Annotated in this window: 21 protein-coding genes and 1 rRNA gene; 18 read left to right on the top strand and 4 right to left on the bottom strand. The window is 64.3% G+C overall.

What is annotated here, in order from left to right:
• Positions 1-152 precede the first annotated feature (152 nt).
• The 4 genes from rrf to LDZ24_RS08180 all read left to right on the top strand — a co-directional run bounded on the left by rrf (position 153) and on the right by LDZ24_RS08180 (position 6,361).
• Positions 153-266 (top strand): 5S ribosomal RNA (gene rrf / locus LDZ24_RS08195).
• Between the two features lie 212 nt (positions 267-478).
• Positions 479-1,342: a translesion DNA synthesis-associated protein ImuA gene (gene imuA, locus LDZ24_RS08190; RefSeq protein ID WP_248320020.1), complete on the top strand. Its 864-nt coding sequence runs from the start codon at positions 479-481 to the stop codon at positions 1,340-1,342.
• Complete coding sequence (locus LDZ24_RS08185; protein WP_248320018.1) at positions 1,287-2,891, top strand: DNA polymerase Y family protein; 1,605 nt, start codon at positions 1,287-1,289, stop codon at positions 2,889-2,891. The genes imuA and LDZ24_RS08185 overlap by 56 nt, the downstream gene beginning before the upstream one ends.
• Positions 2,892-2,896: 5 nt before the next feature.
• Entirely contained in the window at positions 2,897-6,361 is a 3,465-nt protein-coding gene (locus tag LDZ24_RS08180) for an error-prone DNA polymerase (protein WP_248320016.1), read from the top strand.
• Position 6,362: 1 nt separating this feature from the next.
• Here LDZ24_RS08180 and LDZ24_RS08175 read toward each other — a convergent pair whose 3' ends face one another.
• Both LDZ24_RS08175 and LDZ24_RS08170 read right to left on the bottom strand, forming a co-directional pair.
• A complete protein-coding gene (locus tag LDZ24_RS08175; protein WP_248320015.1) occupies positions 6,363-7,292 on the bottom strand; it encodes an SDR family oxidoreductase in 930 nt (309 codons plus the stop codon).
• Complete coding sequence (locus tag LDZ24_RS08170) at positions 7,289-7,495, bottom strand: heavy-metal-associated domain-containing protein (protein ID WP_175940532.1); 207 nt, start codon at positions 7,493-7,495, stop codon at positions 7,289-7,291. Before LDZ24_RS08170 ends, LDZ24_RS08175 begins: the two co-directional genes overlap by 4 nt.
• A gap of 94 nt (positions 7,496-7,589) precedes the next feature.
• Between LDZ24_RS08170 and cueR the strand changes: the two genes are divergently transcribed.
• Together cueR and LDZ24_RS08160 are read left to right on the top strand one after the other, a co-directional pair.
• Entirely contained in the window at positions 7,590-7,976 is a 387-nt protein-coding gene (gene cueR / locus LDZ24_RS08165) for a Cu(I)-responsive transcriptional regulator (RefSeq protein WP_248322307.1), read from the top strand.
• Positions 7,977-8,198: 222 nt separating this feature from the next.
• Positions 8,199-8,345: a DUF3563 family protein gene (locus tag LDZ24_RS08160; protein WP_175940530.1), complete on the top strand. Its 147-nt coding sequence runs from the start codon at positions 8,199-8,201 to the stop codon at positions 8,343-8,345.
• Between the two features lie 97 nt (positions 8,346-8,442).
• On the opposite strand, the gene LDZ24_RS08155 is transcribed toward LDZ24_RS08160, so the two are convergent.
• Positions 8,443-8,847, bottom strand: a complete 405-nt coding sequence (locus LDZ24_RS08155) for a DUF305 domain-containing protein (protein ID WP_248320014.1) — start codon at positions 8,845-8,847, stop codon at positions 8,443-8,445.
• A 99-nt stretch (positions 8,848-8,946) separates the two neighbouring features.
• Between LDZ24_RS08155 and LDZ24_RS08150 the strand changes: the two genes are divergently transcribed.
• Entirely contained in the window at positions 8,947-9,291 is a 345-nt protein-coding gene (locus LDZ24_RS08150) for a hypothetical protein (RefSeq protein ID WP_248320013.1), read from the top strand.
• A gap of 10 nt (positions 9,292-9,301) precedes the next feature.
• Here LDZ24_RS08150 and LDZ24_RS08145 read toward each other — a convergent pair whose 3' ends face one another.
• Positions 9,302-10,147: a 23S rRNA (adenine(2030)-N(6))-methyltransferase RlmJ gene (locus tag LDZ24_RS08145; RefSeq protein ID WP_248320012.1), complete on the bottom strand. Its 846-nt coding sequence runs from the start codon at positions 10,145-10,147 to the stop codon at positions 9,302-9,304.
• A gap of 260 nt (positions 10,148-10,407) precedes the next feature.
• Between LDZ24_RS08145 and LDZ24_RS08140 the strand changes: the two genes are divergently transcribed.
• From LDZ24_RS08140 to iscX, 11 genes are all read left to right on the top strand, one after another.
• Positions 10,408-10,566 (top strand): hypothetical protein, encoded by a 159-nt coding sequence (locus LDZ24_RS08140; RefSeq protein WP_248320011.1) that lies wholly within the window; start codon positions 10,408-10,410, stop codon positions 10,564-10,566.
• A 13-nt stretch (positions 10,567-10,579) separates the two neighbouring features.
• Positions 10,580-11,785, top strand: a complete 1,206-nt coding sequence (locus LDZ24_RS08135; RefSeq protein WP_248320010.1) for a patatin-like phospholipase family protein — start codon at positions 10,580-10,582, stop codon at positions 11,783-11,785.
• A gap of 130 nt (positions 11,786-11,915) precedes the next feature.
• The gene (locus tag LDZ24_RS08130; protein ID WP_248320009.1) at positions 11,916-12,398 is read left to right on the top strand and encodes a low molecular weight protein-tyrosine-phosphatase; all 483 of its coding nucleotides are present in this window, start codon (positions 11,916-11,918) and stop codon (positions 12,396-12,398) included.
• Between the two features lie 128 nt (positions 12,399-12,526).
• Positions 12,527-13,054 carry a Fe-S cluster assembly transcriptional regulator IscR gene (gene iscR / locus LDZ24_RS08125; protein WP_040050918.1) on the top strand — a complete coding sequence of 176 codons (528 nt, stop codon included), beginning with the start codon at positions 12,527-12,529 and terminating at the stop codon, positions 13,052-13,054.
• A gap of 89 nt (positions 13,055-13,143) precedes the next feature.
• A complete protein-coding gene (locus LDZ24_RS08120) occupies positions 13,144-14,367 on the top strand; it encodes an IscS subfamily cysteine desulfurase (protein WP_248320008.1) in 1,224 nt (407 codons plus the stop codon).
• Between the two features lie 48 nt (positions 14,368-14,415).
• Positions 14,416-14,844, top strand: coding sequence for a Fe-S cluster assembly scaffold IscU (gene iscU / locus LDZ24_RS08115; protein WP_248320007.1), 429 nt, complete (start codon positions 14,416-14,418; stop codon positions 14,842-14,844).
• Positions 14,845-14,943: 99 nt separating this feature from the next.
• Positions 14,944-15,267, top strand: coding sequence for an iron-sulfur cluster assembly protein IscA (gene iscA, locus LDZ24_RS08110; RefSeq protein ID WP_175940523.1), 324 nt, complete (start codon positions 14,944-14,946; stop codon positions 15,265-15,267).
• An 84-nt stretch (positions 15,268-15,351) separates the two neighbouring features.
• Entirely contained in the window at positions 15,352-15,882 is a 531-nt protein-coding gene (gene hscB, locus LDZ24_RS08105; protein ID WP_248320006.1) for a Fe-S protein assembly co-chaperone HscB, read from the top strand.
• Positions 15,883-15,957: 75 nt separating this feature from the next.
• Entirely contained in the window at positions 15,958-17,823 is a 1,866-nt protein-coding gene (gene hscA / locus LDZ24_RS08100; protein ID WP_248320005.1) for a Fe-S protein assembly chaperone HscA, read from the top strand.
• Between the two features lie 25 nt (positions 17,824-17,848).
• The gene (gene fdx, locus LDZ24_RS08095; protein WP_206466551.1) at positions 17,849-18,190 is read left to right on the top strand and encodes an ISC system 2Fe-2S type ferredoxin; all 342 of its coding nucleotides are present in this window, start codon (positions 17,849-17,851) and stop codon (positions 18,188-18,190) included.
• A 14-nt stretch (positions 18,191-18,204) separates the two neighbouring features.
• A complete protein-coding gene (gene iscX / locus LDZ24_RS08090; protein ID WP_175940519.1) occupies positions 18,205-18,402 on the top strand; it encodes a Fe-S cluster assembly protein IscX in 198 nt (65 codons plus the stop codon).
• The last annotated feature ends 312 nt before the right edge of the window (positions 18,403-18,714 follow it).

Raw genomic sequence — 18,714 nt, 5'->3', positions numbered from 1 at the left:
AAAGTTAGCGCTTCAGCGCTTAGTTGGACCCCACCCTCGAAGAGGGCGCCACTGGTCGAGTCACAGCGTGTGCCACAATCGCCACCCGAATTCACACTACTTCTTCCCCGATTGGTTGTAGCGCCACAACGCGATACAACATCCCCTTAAAGCCTGATGACCATAGCGAGTCGGTCCCACCCCTTCCCATCCCGAACAGGACCGTGAAACGACTCCACGCCGATGATAGTGCGGATTGCCCGTGTGAAAGTAGGTAATCGTCAGGCTCCCCTTGCCAAACAAAAACCCCACCCCACAAAGGTGGGGTTTTTGCGTTTGGGCTCACAAATCCACTCTTCAGCCGCGCCCCGTCTCACCTCCTCGGATCTCTCCGCTCATTCCCCAGTACGCCCCGAAATACTGTATAAATGTACAGTACTAACCGGAGGCCGCATCGCGTTCACGCATAGCGGACTCTGCATACGGCAGACGGGAATCCATGGGTGCCGCACTTTCATTACTGGACATCGGACTGACGTCGCGCCTGCAGCAGCAGCTATGGCAAGGCGAGCAGTTCACCACCTCGCATTCAGGCGTCGTTCCGAGCGGCTATCGAATGCTGGATCTGGCGTTGCCAGGCGCAGGCTGGCAGCCGGGCACCGTGACCGAAGTGCTGATCGAAGAAAGCGGCGTCGGTGAGATCCGGCTGCTCGCGCGCACGTTGCGGGACTTGACGACGGTTCAAAGCCGCTCCGTCGTCTTCATCGCGCCACCCTGGATGCCCAATCACGCTGCGTTTCGGGCAATGAACATCGCGCCGAATAAGCTCGTCTGGGTCAAAGCGCCCGACGATCAGGTGCTGTGGGCCGCGGAGCAGTCGCTCAAGCAGGAGGGCATCGGCGCTGTGTTGATCTGGCTCCCCAAAGCGCGCCCCGAAGCCTTGCGGCGATTGCAGGTCGCAGCGCAGGAGTCGCAATCGCTGGCGTTCCTGTTTCGTCCATTGAATGCCGCGAAGCAGTCATCGGCGGCGCCGCTGCGAATGGTCTGCAAACCGATGCTGCCCGCAACCGCACCAACGATGAATCGTCGCGAATGGATGCAGGTCGTCATGCTGGAGATCAGCATCATCAAGCGACGCGGTCCGTTGCTGGAAAAGCCGTTGCATTTGCGCTTGCCGCTGCAGTTGCCCGCGTTGCCCGAGCATCTGCGCCGCGCCAGCCAGCAAAGGAAAGCACGAGAGGTCAAACATGTTGTGGATAGCGGTGACATTGCCGCTTTTATCGCTCGAAGCAGTCAAGCCGCCATCGATGCCATGCGCATTGGCCGGTTCGATTTCGCCTGGAGCGAGGCCGACGCCGAATGACCGCGCCGACACGCCCGCCGCGCAGGACGTCGATCAGCCGTGTTTCGCGCTCGCCGATCACGCGCGCATCCTGCTGCCCGACCTCATCGCGTTTCGGCTGGGAGTGAGGCCCGGCAGCACGCGCTCTCACGCGTTCGCGCTGGCGCCGCGGCTGACGCTGCTCGCGGTCGATGTCAACGCGGAGCAGCGCGCGCTCGAAGCGGTTGCGCTGGCGTTGCTCGCGTTCACGCCGAAAGTCGTGCTCGCGCATGCGAATACGGTGCTGCTGGAAGTCGGTGCGAGCACGCGGCTTTTCGGCGGCTTGCGGGCGCTGATCGCCAAGGCGTCGTCGACGGTGAAAGGATGTGGCTTCACGTCGCGAATGGGCTGTGCGCCGACCGCGTGGGGCGCGTGGCTGCTCGCGCATGCGCGCACTCGCCGCGTGACGCGTCGCGTGCGTATTGTGAAGGAGACGACGCTCGTGCGCGTGCTCGACGCGTTGCCGGTGTCGCTCGTTCCGTCGGCGGAATCGCATGGGAACGTGTTCGAACAGATCGGCTGCTCGACGCTCGCCGATTTACGCCGCCTGCCGCGCAAGGGCGTCGCGCGGCGGTTCGGGCAGGGCATTCTGCAATGGCTCGCGCAGGCTTACGGGCAGGCGCCCGATCCGCGCGAGGCGTTTTGCGCGCCGGCATCGTTCGAGGCGCGGCTGGAATTGCAGGCACGCGTGGAAAGCGCCGAGGCGCTGCTGTTCGCCGCGCGCCGGCTCGTGCTGCAACTGGCCGGCTGGCTGAGCGCGCATCACGCCGCGGTGAGCGAGTTCTCGCTGCTGCTGGAGCACGAACTGGCCGCGCGCCACGCGCCGAAAACATCGACGCTTAAGGTCGCGTGGGCCGTGCCGACGCGCGACGCCGATCACGTCCTTTGGCTGCTGCGCGAAAAGCTGAATCAGACGACGCTCATCGCTCCAGTCATCGAAATGAAGCTGTTCGCCGACAAAGTCAGCGAGCACGCGCCGCCGTCCGACACGCTGTTTCCGATGCCGACTTCCGATAACGAATCGATGGCGCAGCTGCTCGAACGTCTGAGCGCGCGCCTGGGCGCGGAGAACGTCGTGCAACTGGTTGCGCGGGAGGATCATCGGCCTGAGGCGGCGATGACGGTCGAGCCCTATCAGGCAGTGCGCGATAGCAAGCCCAAGCGCGCAAAGAAGCCGAAGCATGTCGAGAGCGCATCCGACGAAACACCCGAAGAAGCGCAGGAAGACCAGCCAGAGACCGACACCGACACCGACGAGCCGCTGCAACTACCCGATCGCGCCGTGCCTTCGCAGCCGCGCCCCTCGTGGATCCTCGAAACGCCGCAAAAGCTGCAACTGCGCAACGAGCGGCCGTTCTATCGCCGTCCGCTGAAGCTGATCAGCCGAACCGAGCGCATCGAAGCGGGCTGGTGGGACGGCAACGGCGTCCAGCGCGATTACTACGTCGCCTCCGACGATCGCGGCCGCATGTTCTGGCTGTATCGCGAGCGTCTGAGCGGCGCGTGGTTCCTGCACGGATTCTTTGGATGACGCCGATGGACGATCTCAACGACATCATCGGTCTGGCCGACGACGGCGGAGACTTTTCCGGCGCCGTGTCCGCGTCCACGCTCCTGCCCGGATACGCCGAACTGCATTGCATCAGCAATTTCTCGTTTTTGCGTGGCGCGTCGCATCCGCAGGAACTGGCCGCCGCGGCGCTCGAGCACGGCTATACCGCGCTCGCGATCACGGACGAATGCTCGCTCGCGGGCGTCGTGCGCGCGCACGCGGCGATCAAAGACATCGAGGCCAAAGTCAAAGCCGCGGTCGAAGCCGCGCGGCTCGCCGGCCAGCCGTTGCCCGACCAATCGACACTCAAGCTAATCATCGGCAGCGAATTGAATCTGACCGATGCCGATGGCCAACCGTTCTGCACGCTCATCGCGCTGGCGACGAACCGCGAAGGCTACGGCAATCTGTCCGAGCTGATTTCGCTTGCGCGCTCGCGTTCGCCGAAGGGCCAGTATCGGCTGGGGCCGGAAGATTTCACCGATCCGGCCGCGTCGTCCAATGCCACGGATGCCGCCGATCTGCGCGGCGATATCGCGCATCTGACGCATTTGCCCGACTGCCTGCTGATTCTCGTGCCGCAGCGCGCGGCGACGCTCGCCGACACGCTCGAACGCGCGCACTGGCTCGCCAGCTTCGCGGCGGGCCGCGCGTGGCTTGCGCTGGAACTCTGGCAGGACGGCAGCGACGACGAGCGCCTCGCTTCGTGCCGCGTCATTTCGGAGGCGAGCGGCCTGCCGCTCGTCGCGGCAAGCGGCGCGCTGATGCACGCGCGCTCGCGCAAGCCCTTGCAGGACACGCTGACTGCCGTTCGCCTCGGCCGTCCGCTTGCCGAGTGCGGCTATGCGCTCGAAGCAAACGCGGAGCGGCATTTGCGCACGCGCCTGCGCATCGGCGCGCTTTATCCAAAGGCGGCGATCGCGGAAACGCTGAAAGTGGCGGCCCGCTGCACGTTCCGTCTCGACGAGCTTCAGTACGAGTATCCCGAGGAACTCGTGCCGCCGGGCGAAACGCCCGCGAGCTATCTGCGCAAACGCGTGATGGCGGGCGCGAAGGTGCGCTGGCCGAACGGGTTCGATGCCGACACCATCGGTCTCATCGACAAGGAACTGGCGCTCGTCGCCACGCTGGGCTACGAGAAATACTTCCTGACGGTCTACGACATCGTCGCCTTTGCGCGCAGCAAGGGCATTCTGTGTCAGGGGCGCGGCTCGGCGGCGAATTCGATCATCTGCTTCTGTCTTTTCATCACCGAACTCGATCCGGTCAGAATGGGCCTGCTGGTCGAGCGATTCATTTCCCAGGCGCGCAACGAGCCGCCCGATATCGACGTCGATTTCGAGCACCAGCGGCGCGAGGAAGTCATTCAGTACATTTACCGGAAATACGGGCGGCATCGGGCGTCTCTGGCGGCGTCGGTCACGACGTATCACACGCGCAGCGCGCTGAAGGACGTGGGCCGCGCGCTCGGACTGGATGCCTCGCTGATCGAGCGCATCGGCAAGGCGCAGCAGTGGTGGGACGGACCGTCGGCGGTGGCCGGCTATCTGCGGGAAGCGGGCTTCAGCGAAGACTCGCACATCACGCGGCATCTCATTCGCCTGACGCGCGAACTACGCGGCTTTCCGCGCCACTTGTCGCAGCACGTCGGCGGCTTCGTGATCGCGCGGGAACGGCTGTCGCGACTCGTGCCCATCGAAAACGCCGCGATGAAAGACCGCTGCGTGATCCAGTGGGACAAGGACGACATCGACCAGCTCAAGCTCCTGAAAGTGGACGTGCTCGCGCTCGGCATGTTGTCGGCGATCCGCCGCGCGCTCGAATTCGTCGCGCTGCGGCGGGGCATCCCGCAATTCGGCCTGTCGCACATTCGCCGCGAGGACAAAGCCGTCTACGAGATGTGTTGCCGCGCGGACACCATCGGCGTATTCCAGATCGAGTCGCGGGCGCAGCAAAGCATGTTGCCGCGCTTGCGGCCGCAAAAGTATTACGACCTCGTGATCGAAGTGGCGATCGTGCGTCCCGGCCCGATTCAGGGCGGCATGGTGCATCCGTATCTGCGGCGCAAGCAGGGCCTGGAGGAAGAGGATTATCCGAAGGATGAACTGCGGCCCGTGCTCGGCCGTACGCTCGGCGTGCCGATTTTTCAGGAACAGGTGATGAAGCTCGCGATGGTCGCGGCAGGCTATACGGCCGAGCAGGCCGATCAGCTGCGCCGCGCGATGGCCGCCTGGCGACGCGGCAGCCATCTGGAGGAGTATCAAGCCGATCTCATGAAGAAGATGCTCGCGCGCGGCTATGAGCACGAGTTCGCGGCGCGCGTGTGCAAGCAGATCGAGGGCTTCGGCGAATACGGGTTTCCGGAAAGCCATTCGGCGAGTTTCGCGCTGCTCGTCTATTTCAGCGCGTGGATCAAGCGTTACGAGCCCGCCGCGTTTCTGGCCGGTCTCCTGAATAGCCAGCCGCTCGGCTTTTATTCACCGTCGCAACTCGTGCAGGATGCGCGGCGGCACGGCGTGGACGTGTTCGCGCCGGATGTTTCGCTGAGCGACTGGGAATCGGTGCTCGAATTGTCGCCGGGCAAGGGCGAGCGCGTCGTCTTCGATGCCGGCAAGGAACAGCGGCGACAGCAGTTTTACGGCGCGCCGTTGCCGCATCAGATCTTTCGCAGGACCATGCGGCGCGGCGCGCGCAAGCTCGCCGCGCGTGTCCAGTTGCCGGCGCAGCGATACGGCGCGGGTGGGCCGGGCGTGCGCATCGGCCTGCAACTCATCAAAGGTCTGCCGCAAGCCGCGGCCGAGCGGATCATGATCGCGCGCGCCGAGGCGCCTTTCGTCGATGTCGACGATCTCACGCGCCGCGCCGCCTTGTCGCGCCGCGAACTGGAGGCGCTCGCAGCGGGCAACGCGCTCGCGAGCATCGCAGGGCACCGGCGTCAGGCGTGGTGGGCGGTGACCGCGCAGCAGCGCGCGCCGGAATTGCTGCGCGACGCGCCGATGCCCGAGGCGCCGCTCGCGTTGCCGCAGGCATCGGAGGGCCGCGAAATCGTCGATGACTACGCGAGTCTCGGGCTCACGCTCAATCGTCATCCGCTCGCGCTGTTGCGCGCGCGGCTGGCTCGCCTGCGTTTCCGGACGGCCGCTGATCTCGCGGATCTCAAGACCGGGCGCGTCGTGCGGGCGTGCGGCATCGTGACGGTGCGGCAACGGCCGGGCACGGCGAACGGCACGATCTTCGTCTCGATCGAGGACGAAACCGGTGCGATCAACGTGATCGTGTGGCCGGGGCTCGTCGAGAAGCAGCGCAAGGTGCTGCTCGGCGCGTCGCTCCTCGGCGTGCATGGCGTGTGGCAGAACGAGGGCGACGTGCGGCATCTGGTCGCGCAACGGCTCGAAGACCACACGGCGCTGCTCGGGCGCCTTGCCGCGTCGAGCCGCGACTTTCACTGAATCACGACGACGGCAGCGCCGGATAGTTCGCGAGCAGCCGTTCGATCGCCGTATCGAACGGCGTGCACTGCCCGATGCCGAGCGCCTCGAGGCGGCCGGAATCCAGATGGCAATCGCGCGGGCGCGGCGTCGCGTCGGTCGGCTCGCGTTGCGCGACGAGCTTCGCGTCCACCTTCAGCACGCGCGCGATGCGCTCGGCGATATCGAACTTCGTCATCGGTTCGTCGCCGGACCATTGCGTGATGCCGGAAATCGTCGCGCCGCGAGCGTGATGTTCGAGCATGCCCCGGATCACCACTGCGACGTCCGGTGTGTAGGTCGGGTAACGCGTCGCCCATGCATCCATCAAAGCCGGCGCTTTTGCCGGATCGGCGGAGGCGACGATCGCGGGCGTCAGGCTCGTCACCGCCGATTCGCTCCAGTCGACGACCGGTCCGTAAAGCAGCGGCAGACGCAGCACGCACGATTGCGGATCGGCTTCCAGCAGCGCTCGCTCGCCGTCGAGCTTGCTGTGACCGTAGGCGTTCAGCGGCGCGGGCGCGTCGTCGGGAAAGTAGGGCGCCGACGTGCCGTCGAAAACATAGTCCGTCGAAATCGACAAGACCCACGCGCCGAGCGCCCTGGCTTCGCTAGCGATGACGCGCACCGCGTCCACGTTGAGCGCGCGGGCGAGTTGCGGGTCGTTCTCGCACACATCCGGCCGACGCTCCGCTGCGGCGATCACGACGGCATCCGGCTTCTCCCGGCGCAGGAATGCGCGCACGGCGTCGTGATCGCGAATATCGAGCGGCACGCTGTCCGCACTCGCGCGCCGATGCGCGGTACGCACGACGCGCCACGGCACCGCGCCGGCGAGTTCGTCCGATACCGCGCGCCCCAGAAGACCGGAGGCGCCGATCAGCGCGACAGTGAACCCCTTGCCGCCTGTCATGCGGAAGCTGCGCCTACGACGGTATAGCCGGCATCGTCGATCGCGTCCTTCAGCGCCTGTTCCGTCTGCGTCGATTCGACCGCGACCGTACCGCGTTCCAGATCGACGCGAACCTGCGCCTCTGGGTCGATCTCCTGAATCGAACGCGTGACGGCAGCGACGCAATGCTGGCAACTCATGCCCTGAACTTCGAATTCGGTCATATCGGTTCCTCTTGAAATGAGTGAGAGTATCGACATCGTATACCTTGCCATGATGGGAAGGTGTAGAGTCGGCGGAAAGTCGAGGGAGAACAGGATGAATATTGGGGAAGCGGCCCGCGCGTCGGGCGTCACCGCGAAGATGATCCGGTATTACGAGAGCGTCGGCTTGCTCACGCCGGTCGGGCGGACCTCATCGGGATACCGCGTGTATGGCGAACAAGAAGTGCATGCGCTGCGGTTCGTGCGACAAGCGCGGCGTCTGGGCTTCCTCGTCGAGGATATCCGCAAGCTGCTGGCGCTGTGGCATGACCGGACGCGAGCCAGCGCGGAAGTGAAAGCGATTGCGTTGGAACATGTCGCCGAGCTGGATCGCCGGATTGCAGAGCTAAGCGACATGCGCGACACGCTGTCACATCTTGCACGGCACTGCCACGGCGACGAGCGCCCCGACTGCCCGATTTTGGACAAATTGGCGCAGTGAGTGCACCTTAACGGTGCTTAGGTTCGCCGTTCGCCCCGATTTTCTCGTTGAATCAGTCATTTGAAGACACGGCGAGAACGCACCATTCCGAATCGGAATGCACTTCATGCGGGCATTTCACTCACACCAAGCAGTTGGGTCAGCTATAATCCGGGTTATCCCTAATGCGGGTTATCCCTGAACCGAACCGCCAGGGACCAGCACCAATCCTTGGAGAACATCATGTTTGCAATCCTGCTCGAAAAACTCAGCATCTGGTTTGAAGCCGCCGAACAACGCCGCCGCGAAGAATACCTCGCTCAATCGTCGGACGTCGTCCAGCTCGAGAAGCGTATCCGTTCGCTCGAAAACAACGGCTACAACATCTGAAGCCCGCGTCCGCGCGCCGCGAAGCGCGCCAGGTGTCGAATGAAAAGCCCCGTCATGCGGGGCTTTGTCGTTTCTGCGGCTTCTATTCGGAGCGACGTCACTTCTGCGCGGGATGGGTCGCCAGCCACTGCTTCATGAACGCGATTTCCTTCTCCTGCGCAGCGACGATGTCCTTCGCCAGTTCGCGCAGTTTCGCGTCCTTTCCGTACTTCAGTTCCACCTTCGCCATCTCGACCGCGCCCTCATGGTGCGGAATCATGTGCGCGACGAAATCGCGGTCGGCGTTTCCCGTGTACTGAACGTCCGACATTCTCGACATCATCGATTCATCGGCGGCCTCGAAAGCTGCGTTCGAGGGCGCATCCGCGTTGCCGGTGATGCCATGCTTCATGCCCGGCATGCCGTCGTGCGCCGGCGCCGCGGTCTGGGCAAAGCCGCTTACGCCGAAGGAAACGGTGATGACGGCGAGTACCGCGCGCAGCAGATTCCGTGTCGACTTCATGATTCTCCCGAAAGAACGGTCAAGTGGATGTGAGCGCCTAGCCTAAAGCTTGCCACCGGGGTAAGGTAAAGCCGTTTCGTCTACCGAATAGAGCGATCGATGACTTGCCACATTCCCAGCACGACGCATACGCGCCTCCTCGCAGCCTGCGCGGTGTTCGCCGTGGCGCTTTGCCACGGCGACTTGGCATTCGCGAAGCCCGGCGGCGAACCGCTCGTGCTCGATACGCAGACCGGCATTCATAGCGGCGTAAGCGGGACCGTCCTGCAAAGCGCACCCCTCGGCGCGCCGGGCATGGTCCCGATGGCAACGTTACCCGGACTGCCGCCACAGGAGCAGCAGCCGATCGCGGTTTCGCCGTACGTCGAATATGGCGGGCAGACTGCAACCCCCGCGACGACTAACCCGAGCCACTCGCGCAGGCGACGGGAGGCGTACCCCTGATCGGACGCAATCAGTCCGCGCGTTGGTCCAGTTTGAACGCAGCACCCGCATCCTGACCGAGCGCATCGACCAGATAGGGCAACGCCTGCTTCAACTCGCTCGCGAGCTTATACGGCGGATTCAAGATGAACATGCCACTGCCGAACAAGCCGAGGCCGTCCGCCGGCGGCGCCTTGACGGTGAGCGTCGCATGCAGCCAGCCCGTCGGCTGGATAGCCTTCAACTGATCGGCGAAACGTTGCGACTCCATGCGCGAGACTTGCGGATACCACACCGCATAGGTTCCGGTGGCAAAGCGCCTGAGCGATTCTTCCAGGCATTCGACCGTCCGCGCATAGTCGCGCTTGTCTTCGTAAGACGGATCGATGAGCACCAGCGCGCGGCGCGGCGGCGGAGGAAGGATCGCCTTGATGCCTTCGAATCCGTCGCCGTCGTAGATCATCGCGCGGCGGCCGGCGTCGCGGAAGTTATGACGCAGCACGTCGATCTCCGTGCTGTGCAACTCGAAAAGCCGCATGCGGTCCTGCTCGCGCAGCGCGCGCCAAGCCAGATACGGCGAGCCCGGATAGAAGCGCAGTGCGCCGTCCGGATTCAACGCCTTCACTTCATCGACGTAATCGGCGAGCAGCGGCGGCAAGTCGGTGCGATCCCACAATCGCGCAATGCCCGATTCGTACTCCGCGTTCTTCGCCGCGAAGCCTTCCGCTAGCGAATACACGCCTGCGCCGGCATGCGTGTCGATGTACCAGTACGATTTGTCCTTCAGCCCGAGATATCGAAGCATCTGAACGACAATGGCGTGCTTCAGCACATCGGCGTGGTTGCCTGCGTGAAAGGCGTGACGGTAACTGAGCATGACGAGTGACCCGCAAGAAGCGATGAAAAGCGAAAGCGATCAATTGTAGCGGAGCACGCAGGCGCGGTTATTCGGCTCGGCCGGCGGCTGCGACGCATCGCTACGTTCATGCACAATAGCCGCTCCCGGCTTCGCGCAATAGCTGGCCGAACGGCCTAGGCGATCCTTGCGAGCGAACGCGAATCCTCCTATGCCGATTGGCCGGCTTGATGGCCGCATGGTTCGCATGTTGTCATTCAGTCTTCCGACAGGAGCTTGGCATGTCACAGAACGGTAAGCTGGGCGGCAAGAGGGCGGTGGTCACAGGCATCGTGGACGGCGTGTCCACAACGGTCGAAGACGTGGCGCAGACCGCGTTCGAGCCGGCGCCGCGCACAGGGCAATCGTTCGTCGCGAGCCACGGCTCGTACATACAATAAGGAACGACGCCTCATGTCAGAAAGCGACGACAACCAAGCCTTAGGCCGCGAACGCAGCCACGAACAAGCGCCGCGCATCAGCTTGCCGCCCTACGAGACCGTCGCGCTCCTGCTTCAGGGTGGCGGCGCGCTCGGCGCGTATCAGGCCGGCGTCTACCAGGGCTTGCACGAGGCGGACATTCACCCGAACTGGATCGCCGGCATCTCGATCGGCGCGATCAACACCGCGATCATCGCGGGGAATGCGCCGGAGAATCGCGTCGAGCGGCTGCGTGAATTCTGGGAAACCATCTGTCAGCCGGCGTTCGGCTTTCCGTTGCCCGCGTTCGTCGAGCGCGCGTTCTTCGATTCGACCGACCAGATTCGAAAGGCGTTTACCGCGTTGCAGGCGGTCGATGCGCTCGTCGAAGGGCAGAAGGGCTTCTTCGTGCCGCGCTTTCCGCCGCCGTCGCCGGTGGCATCGAGTTCACCCGAGACCGCGAGCTATTACGATACGACTCCGCTCAAGGCTACGCTTGAACGCCTTTGCGACTTCGACCGCATCAATTCGGGCGAAACGCGGGTGTCGGTTGGCGCGGTGAACGTGGCAACCGGCAATTTCGCGTACTTCGACAACACGCGGACGAAGCTGCGCGCCGAGCATTTTCTGGCCTCGGGCGCGCTGCCGCCGGGCTTTGCCGCCGTCGAGATCGACGGACAGTTCTACTGGGACGGCGGCCTCATGTCGAACACGCCGCTTTACGAGGTCGCGCAAGCCACGCCGCGCCGCGACACGCTCGCGTTCCAGGTCGATCTCTGGAGCGCGCGCGGGCCGGTGCCGGACAATATCGTCGATGTCACGGGCCGCATCAAGGACGTGCAGTACTCGAGCCGCACGCGGCTCGTCACGGACGAGATGCAGCGCGCCCAGCGTTACCGCAACGTGCTTAAGCACGTCCTCGACCTCGTGCCCGAGGCGCTTCGCGACACCGACGAATGGTGCCGACGCGCCGCCGAACTGGCGTGCTCCAAGCGCTACAACATCATTCACCTGATCTATCGGCAGAAAGAGTACGAGGGCCAGTACAAGGACTATCAGTTCGGCTTCTCGACAATGCGCGAGCACTGGGATACCGGGCTCGCGGATATCCGCCGCACGCTCGCGCACCGCGACTGGCTCGACATGCCGAACGGCGAGAGCGGCTTCGTCACGCACGACATCCATCGCGAAAAGGGCTGATTCGGCGCGGGAGACAGCGCCGGTCGCCGGCCCGTCCCGGCGCGTTCCGACGAGCCTTTGTATAATCCGAGCGCAATTGAACCCGCGGTTGTCTGCGCGGCGTCCAACACCCATTTCCCCGTTCGGCCCGATGAATTCGATCGCCATCTGCTTCGTCTGTCTCGGCAATATCTGCCGGTCGCCCAGCGCGGAAGCGGTCATGCGCGAACTGGTCGAGCGGGCGAGACTGGCTGACCGGATCGTCATCGATTCCGCGGGCACGGGCGACTGGCACATCGGCCAGCCGCCCGACGAGCGCGCCCAGCGCGCGGCGAAAAAGCGCGGCTACGACCTGTCGACGCTGCGCGGCCGTCAGGTGGCCGCAGCAGACTTTGCGCGCTTCGACTTGTTCATCGTCATGGACGACGCCAACGCTGCCGCGCTCGCGTCGGTCTGTCCGCCGGAGTACCGGGACAAGATCCGGCTTCTGATGGAGTTCGCCACCCGCGACGACAGCCGCGTGGTCGTCGATCCGTATTTCGGCGGCGACGAAGGCTTCGAGCGCGTGCTGGACCAGTGCGAAGACGCCTGCGAAGGCTTGTTGAACGCACTGCGGGCGCAACTGCGGCCGTAGCTCGCCGGGCGCTGCCGGCGGCGAAAAGATCGACTAAATCGTTACTTATTCCGCCCGGATACTTGACTAAAACTGTGGGATATTTATACTTGATCAAAATCATCGAGTATTAGCGTTAGCCCCCAATTATGAGACTCACCACGAAAGGCCGTTTCGCCGTCACGGCGATGATCGACCTGGCGCTGCGCCAGGAGCAGGGCCCGGTGACGCTGGCAGGCATCAGTCAGCGCCAGCGCATCTCGCTTTCCTATCTCGAACAACTGTTCGGCAAGCTGCGTCGGCACGAGATCGTCGAATCGGTGCGCGGTCCGGGCGGCGGGTACAACCTCGCGCGTCGGGCGGAGAACGTCACGGTGGCGGACATCATCATCGCGGTGGACGAGCCGATCGACGCCACCCAGTGCGGCGGCAAGGGCACGTGCGAAGGCACGAAGCAGCACGACGGCCACTGCATGACCCACGAACTCTGGGCGACGCTCAATCAGAAGATGGTCGAGTATCTCGATTCCGTCTCGCTGAAAGATCTGGTCGACCAGCAGCGCGCCCGCGAAGGCTCGGCAGCGGTGCTGCGCGACCGGCGCGCGGAACCGGCAGGCGTCGAGGCGGCGCGCGTCGTGCCCAAGGGTCCGAATTCCATTTTCAATCTGGCTGGCTGACCGCCCGGTCGTCGCGAACCGCAGAACGTACTGCAACGCGGCGCCAGCGACCCAGCCAAGCGATTTGACCGATTTTCCCGGAGCGACTGATGAACAACGATATCCCCCACCTGCCCATTTACATGGACTACAGCGCGACGACGCCGATCGATCCGCGCGTGGTGGACAAGATGATCCCGTATCTTCGCGAGCAGTTCGGTAATCCGGCCTCGCGCAGTCACCAGTACGGCTGGGACGCGGAGCGCGCGGTCGAGGAAGCGCGCGAGCAGGTCGCCGCGCTGGTGAATGCCGATCCGCGCGAGATCATCTGGACGTCGGGCGCGACCGAATCGGACAACCTCGCCATCAAGGGCGCGGCGCACTTCTACAAGAGCAAAGGCAAGCACATCATCACGGTGAAGACCGAGCACAAGGCCGTGCTCGACACCTGCCGCGAGCTGGAGCGCGAAGGCTACGACGTCACGTATCTGGACGTGAAGGAAGACGGCCTGATCGACCTCGACACGTTCAAGGCGGCGATTCGCCCGGACACCATTCTCGTTTCCGTGATGAGCGTGAACAACGAGATCGGCGTGATTCAGGACATCGAGGCGATCGGCGAGATCACGCGTGAGAAGGGCATCATCTTCCACGTCGATGCGGCGCAGGCCACCGGCAAGATTCAGATCGACCTGCAAAAGCTGAAGGTCGATCTCATGTCTTTATCGGCGCACAAGACGTATGGCCCGAAGGGTATCGGCGCGCTGTATGTGCGTCGCAAGCCGCGCGTGCGCATCGAAGCGCAGATGCACGGCGGCGGCCACGAGCGCGGCATGCGCTCCGGCACGCTCGCGACGCATCAGATCGTCGGCATGGGCGAGGCGTTCCGCATCGCGCGCGAAGAAATGGCGACCGAGAACGAGCGCATCCGCATGTTGCGCGACCGGCTGCTGCACGGCCTGCAGGAAATCGAAGAGGTGTACGTCAACGGCGACATGGAACGCCGCGTGCCGCACAACCTCAATATCAGCTTCAATTTCGTCGAAGGCGAGTCGCTGATCATGGCGGTGAAGGATGTGGCGGTGTCGTCGGGTTCGGCGTGCACGTCGGCCTCGCTCGAGCCGTCGTATGTGCTGCGCGCCCTCGGCCGCAACGATGAACTCGCGCACAGCTCGATCCGCTTCACGGTCGGCCGCTTCACGACCGAGCAGGACGTCGATTACGTGGTCAACCTGCTCAAGAGCAAGATTGCGAAACTGCGCGATCTGTCGCCGCTCTGGGAAATGCACAAGGACGGCATCGACATTTCGAGCATCCAGTGGGCGGCGCACTGAACGAAGCGCACTGCGTCCACGCGAAACGAACATACGGAGAGTTGAATCATGGCTTATAGCGACAAGGTTCTGGACCACTACGAAAACCCGCGCAACGTCGGCTCGTTCGCGAAGGACGACGACGCTGTCGGCACCGGCATGGTCGGCGCGCCCGCATGCGGCGACGTGATGAAGCTGCAGATTCGCGTGGGCGCGGACGGCATCATCGAGGACGCGAAGTTCAAGACGTACGGCTGCGGTTCGGCCATCGCGTCGAGCTCGCTCGTCACCGAATGGGTGAAGGGCCGCACGCTCGACGAGGCGCTGTCGATCAAGAACACGCAGATCGCCGAAGAACTGGCGCTGCCGCCGGTGAAGATTCACTGCTCGATCCTCGCGGAAGACGCGATCAAGGCAGCGGTCGCCGACTACAAGCAGCGTCATGGCGCGGCGGACCGCCAAGCGGAAGAAGCGCAGGCGAAGCAGCACGCTGCGTAAGCGGGCATCACGCAGGTGGCAGGGAAAGGCCGCAGCGCCGCCGCACGAACGCGGCGGCGCTGCGGGAAGCACGATTTGAGCGCGAGAGACGCGACGACTATGGCAATCACGTTGACGGAGAAGGCGGCACAACACGTGCAGAAGTATTTGACGCGGCGCGGCAAGGGCGTGGGCCTGCGCCTGGGCGTGCGCACGACCGGCTGCTCGGGTCTGGCTTACAAGCTCGAATATGTCGACGAACTGGCGCCCGAAGACATGGTGTTCGAATCGGCGGGCGTGAAGATCGTCATCGATCCGAAGAGCCTCGCTTACCTCGACGGCACCGAGCTCGACTTCGCGCGCGAAGGGCTGAACGAAGGCTTCCGCTTCAACAATCCGAACGCGAAAGACGAATGCGGCTGCGGCGAATCGTTCCGCGTGTAACGCGCGTGACGCCGGCGGTTTCGGCACGAGAGGCGGCGCGGGCCGCCTTTTTCATTCGCGCATCCCGAACTCACTGACACAGCCATGGCAACGCTCACCGACAGCCACTTCGATCTCTTCGGCCTGCCGCCGACTTTCGCCGTTGACCGCGACCGGCTCGACGACGCCTACCGCACCGTGCAGGCGCAAGTGCATCCCGACCGCTTCGCCGCCGCCGGCGACGCGCAACGCCGGCTCGCGATGCAGTGGGCCACGCGCGCCAACGAGGCGTATCAGACGCTGCGCGATCCGTTAAAGCGCGCGCGCTATATGCTGTCGCTGCGCGGCATCGACGTCGGCGCTGAGAACAACACGGCGATGGAGCCCGCGTTCCTCATGCAGCAGATGGAATGGCGCGAGAATATCGAAGATGCCGCCGCGGCGAAAAACGTCGGCGCGCTCGAATCGCTGCTGGCCGAACTGCGCGATGAAGAGCGCGTGCGCTTCGCCAAACTCGAAGCGCTGATCGACAGCAATGCGGATCAGGCCGCGAGCGAAGCGGTGCGTCAACTGATGTTCATCGAGCGCGTCGCGCATGAGATCGGCGCGCAGATCGAGCGGCTGGAAAACGCCTGAAGACGAGCGCACTCGCACTCCAGCACGACAAGAAAACACAGGCCGAGCGCGCCACACAACCCCACAAAACCAACGATGGCTTTACTGCAAATCTCAGAACCCGGCATGGCGCCCGCGCCGCACCAGCGGCGCGTGGCGGTCGGCATCGATCTCGGCACCACGAACTCGCTCGTGGCCGCCGTGCGCAACAGCGTGCCCGAAGCGTTGCCCGACGAGGACGGCCATGTGCTGCTGCCGTCGGTGGTGCGCTATCTGGAGAGGGGCGGCCGGCGCATCGGCCGTATCGCGAAGGAAGAAGCCGCGACGGACCCGCGCAACACGATCGTGTCGGTGAAGCGCTTCATGGGCCGCGGCAAGAGCGAAGTCGAGGGCGCGGAAAACGCGCCGTACGATTTCGTGGACGCGCCCGGCATGGTGCAGATTCGCACGGTCGATGGCGTGAAGAGCCCGGTCGAAGTGTCGGCGGAGATTCTCGCGACGCTGCGTTACCGCGCGGAAGACACGCTCGGCGAAGATCTCGTCGGCGCGGTCATCACGGTGCCCGCCTATTTCGATGAAGCGCAGCGCCAGGCCACGAAGGACGCGGCGAAGCTCGCCGGCCTCAATGTGCTGCGCCTGCTCAACGAACCGACGGCCGCGGCCATCGCGTATGGTCTCGACAATGCTTCCGAAGGTCTGTACGCGGTCTACGATCTCGGCGGCGGCACCTTCGACCTGTCGATTCTCAAGCTCACGAAGGGCGTGTTCGAAGTGCTCGCGGCGGGCGGCGATTCCGCGCTCGGCGGCGACGACTTCGACCACGCGCTGTATCGCCATGTGCTGACGCAAGCCGGCATTCAGCCGAAGACGCCGGAAGACGTGCGCCTGCTGCTCGATCGCGTGCGCACGGCGAAAGAGGCGCTGTCGTCGGCGAGCGAAACGCGCGTGCAGGCGAGCCTGTCCTCGGGCGAAACCATCGACGTGACCGTGACCGAAGCGCAGTTCGCCGCGCTGACCGAATCGCTCGTCGCGCGCACGCTCGGGCCGACGAAAAAGGCGCTGCGCGACGCGAAAGTGACGCCCGCCGATATCAAGGGCGTCGTGCTGGTCGGCGGCGCGACGCGCATGCCGGTGATCCGCCGCGCGGTGCAAGCGTTCTTCGGCCAGCCGCCGCTCGTCAATCTCGACCCGGATCAGGTCGTCGCGCTGGGCGCGGCGATTCAGGCGGACCTGCTCGCGGGCAACCGGCGCGGCGACGGCGATGACTGGCTTCTGCTCGACGTGATTCCGCTGTCGCTCGGAGTCGAGACGATGGGCGGCCTCACCGAGAAGATCATTCCGCGCAATTCGACCATTCCAACCGCGCGCGCTCAGGACTTCACGACTTTCAAGGACGGCCAGACGGCGATGGCGATCCACGTCGTGCAAGGCGAGCGCGAGCTCGTCTCCGACTGCCGCTCGCTCGCGCGTTTCGAGTTGCGCGGCATTCCGCCGATGGCGGCCGGCGCGGCGCGCATTCGCGTCACGTATCAGGTGGACGCGGACGGCCTGCTGTCGGTCTTTGCGCGCGAGCAGACATCGGGTGTGGAGGCGTCGGTGGTGGTGAAGCCGTCGTACGGTCTCGCCGACGACGACGTCGCCCGCATGCTCGAAGAGAGCTTCAAGACCGCCGAGACCGACATGCGCGCCCGCGCGCTGCGCGAGGCGCTCGTCGAAGCGCAACGGCTGATCGAAGCGACGCAGGCCGCGCTCGCCGCCGACGGCGAATTGCTCGACGAGGCCGAACGCGCGCAGATCGAAACGCTGATCGGCGAACTGGCGGCGCGCTCGCAAGGCGAGTCGGTCGAGCAGATCGACGAGGCGACGAAGGCGCTCGCCGCCGCCACCGACGAATTCGCCGCGCGCCGCATGAACAAGAGCATTCGCCGCGCGCTCGCGGGCCGCAAGCTCGACGACGTCTGATCCACTCAAGCATTCACGGAAAACCATGCCTCAAATCGTTGTGCTGCCTCATGTCGAACTTTGCCCGGACGGCGCGGTGATCGACGCCGATGTCGGCAAGAGCATCTGCGACAACCTGCTGGAACACGGAATCGAGATCGAGCACGCGTGCGAGAAGTCGTGCGCGTGCACCACCTGTCACGTCATCATCCGCGAGGGCTTCAACGCGCTCGAACCGTCCAGCGAAGACGAAGACGATCTGCTCGACAAAGCCTGGGGTCTCGAGCCGACATCGCGGTTATCATGTCAGGCGATGATGCCCGCCGAGGACGACCTGGTGGTCGAGATTCCCCGGTACTCCATCAATCACGCCAAAGAAAATCACTGACAGGAGGCTCGCTCATGAAGTGGACAGATACTCAGGAGATCGCGATGGCCCTGACCGACGCGCACCAGGATGTCGATCCGCAATATGTGCGTTTCACGGACCTGCATCGCTGGGTGACCGAGCTGGAAGGTTTCGACGACGACCCGCAAAAATCGAACGAAAAGATCCTCGAAGCCATTCAGGCGGCGTGGATCGAAGACGCAGACTACTGAGTCCGCTTCTGCACTGATTGCCAGACGACGGCGGCGCTCGCAAGAGCGCCGCCGTTATTTTTGGTTTGCGCAAAGCGCCGTCGAATCTTGACAGAACTTGACGCCGCGCGCGTTGTTGCGCGCCTATCCGCCCCTTAAAATCCCGCCCTCTGCGTGCCGGCAAACGATGCCGGCCGTCACCATAACGTCCGGACACCGTCGCTGCTTGCGGTTCGATCCTTTGCATTGCAAACGAATGTCACGACGACCGCGCCGCGGCGGCGCGTTCGTCAGCGCCTGCGCGCGTCCAGAAGGCGTTCATTCGAGGAGAAG

This window comes from Caballeronia sp. Sq4a (assembly GCF_023170545.1).
GTDB lineage: Bacteria > Pseudomonadota > Gammaproteobacteria > Burkholderiales > Burkholderiaceae > Caballeronia.
Note: the sequence above shows the minus strand (reverse complement) of the source record. Positions and strands in the feature narration are given on the sequence as shown.

Excerpts from the sequence above, each read along its gene's own strand:
- LDZ24_RS08150 (WP_248320013.1), top strand. The coding sequence starts at position 8,947 with ATGACTTGCCACATTCCCAGCACGACGCATACGCGCCTCCTCGCAGCC.
- LDZ24_RS08175 (WP_248320015.1), bottom strand. The coding sequence starts at position 7,292 with ATGACAGGCGGCAAGGGGTTCACTGTCGCGCTGATCGGCGCCTCCGGT.
- LDZ24_RS08145 (WP_248320012.1), bottom strand. The coding sequence starts at position 10,147 with ATGCTCAGTTACCGTCACGCCTTTCACGCAGGCAACCACGCCGATGTG.
- iscU (WP_248320007.1), top strand. The coding sequence starts at position 14,416 with ATGGCTTATAGCGACAAGGTTCTGGACCACTACGAAAACCCGCGCAAC.
- LDZ24_RS08140 (WP_248320011.1), top strand. The coding sequence starts at position 10,408 with ATGTCACAGAACGGTAAGCTGGGCGGCAAGAGGGCGGTGGTCACAGGC.
- iscX (WP_175940519.1), top strand. The coding sequence starts at position 18,205 with ATGAAGTGGACAGATACTCAGGAGATCGCGATGGCCCTGACCGACGCG.
- LDZ24_RS08185 (WP_248320018.1), top strand. The coding sequence starts at position 1,287 with ATGCCATGCGCATTGGCCGGTTCGATTTCGCCTGGAGCGAGGCCGACG.
- iscA (WP_175940523.1), top strand. The coding sequence starts at position 14,944 with ATGGCAATCACGTTGACGGAGAAGGCGGCACAACACGTGCAGAAGTAT.
- hscB (WP_248320006.1), top strand. The coding sequence starts at position 15,352 with ATGGCAACGCTCACCGACAGCCACTTCGATCTCTTCGGCCTGCCGCCG.
- LDZ24_RS08170 (WP_175940532.1), bottom strand. The coding sequence starts at position 7,495 with ATGACCGAATTCGAAGTTCAGGGCATGAGTTGCCAGCATTGCGTCGCT.
- cueR (WP_248322307.1), top strand. The coding sequence starts at position 7,590 with ATGAATATTGGGGAAGCGGCCCGCGCGTCGGGCGTCACCGCGAAGATG.
- LDZ24_RS08180 (WP_248320016.1), top strand. The coding sequence starts at position 2,897 with ATGGACGATCTCAACGACATCATCGGTCTGGCCGACGACGGCGGAGAC.
- fdx (WP_206466551.1), top strand. The coding sequence starts at position 17,849 with ATGCCTCAAATCGTTGTGCTGCCTCATGTCGAACTTTGCCCGGACGGC.
- LDZ24_RS08120 (WP_248320008.1), top strand. The coding sequence starts at position 13,144 with ATGAACAACGATATCCCCCACCTGCCCATTTACATGGACTACAGCGCG.
- iscR (WP_040050918.1), top strand. The coding sequence starts at position 12,527 with ATGAGACTCACCACGAAAGGCCGTTTCGCCGTCACGGCGATGATCGAC.
- LDZ24_RS08160 (WP_175940530.1), top strand. The coding sequence starts at position 8,199 with ATGTTTGCAATCCTGCTCGAAAAACTCAGCATCTGGTTTGAAGCCGCC.
- LDZ24_RS08135 (WP_248320010.1), top strand. The coding sequence starts at position 10,580 with ATGTCAGAAAGCGACGACAACCAAGCCTTAGGCCGCGAACGCAGCCAC.
- LDZ24_RS08155 (WP_248320014.1), bottom strand. The coding sequence starts at position 8,847 with ATGAAGTCGACACGGAATCTGCTGCGCGCGGTACTCGCCGTCATCACC.
- hscA (WP_248320005.1), top strand. The coding sequence starts at position 15,958 with ATGGCTTTACTGCAAATCTCAGAACCCGGCATGGCGCCCGCGCCGCAC.
- imuA (WP_248320020.1), top strand. The coding sequence starts at position 479 with ATGGGTGCCGCACTTTCATTACTGGACATCGGACTGACGTCGCGCCTG.
- LDZ24_RS08130 (WP_248320009.1), top strand. The coding sequence starts at position 11,916 with ATGAATTCGATCGCCATCTGCTTCGTCTGTCTCGGCAATATCTGCCGG.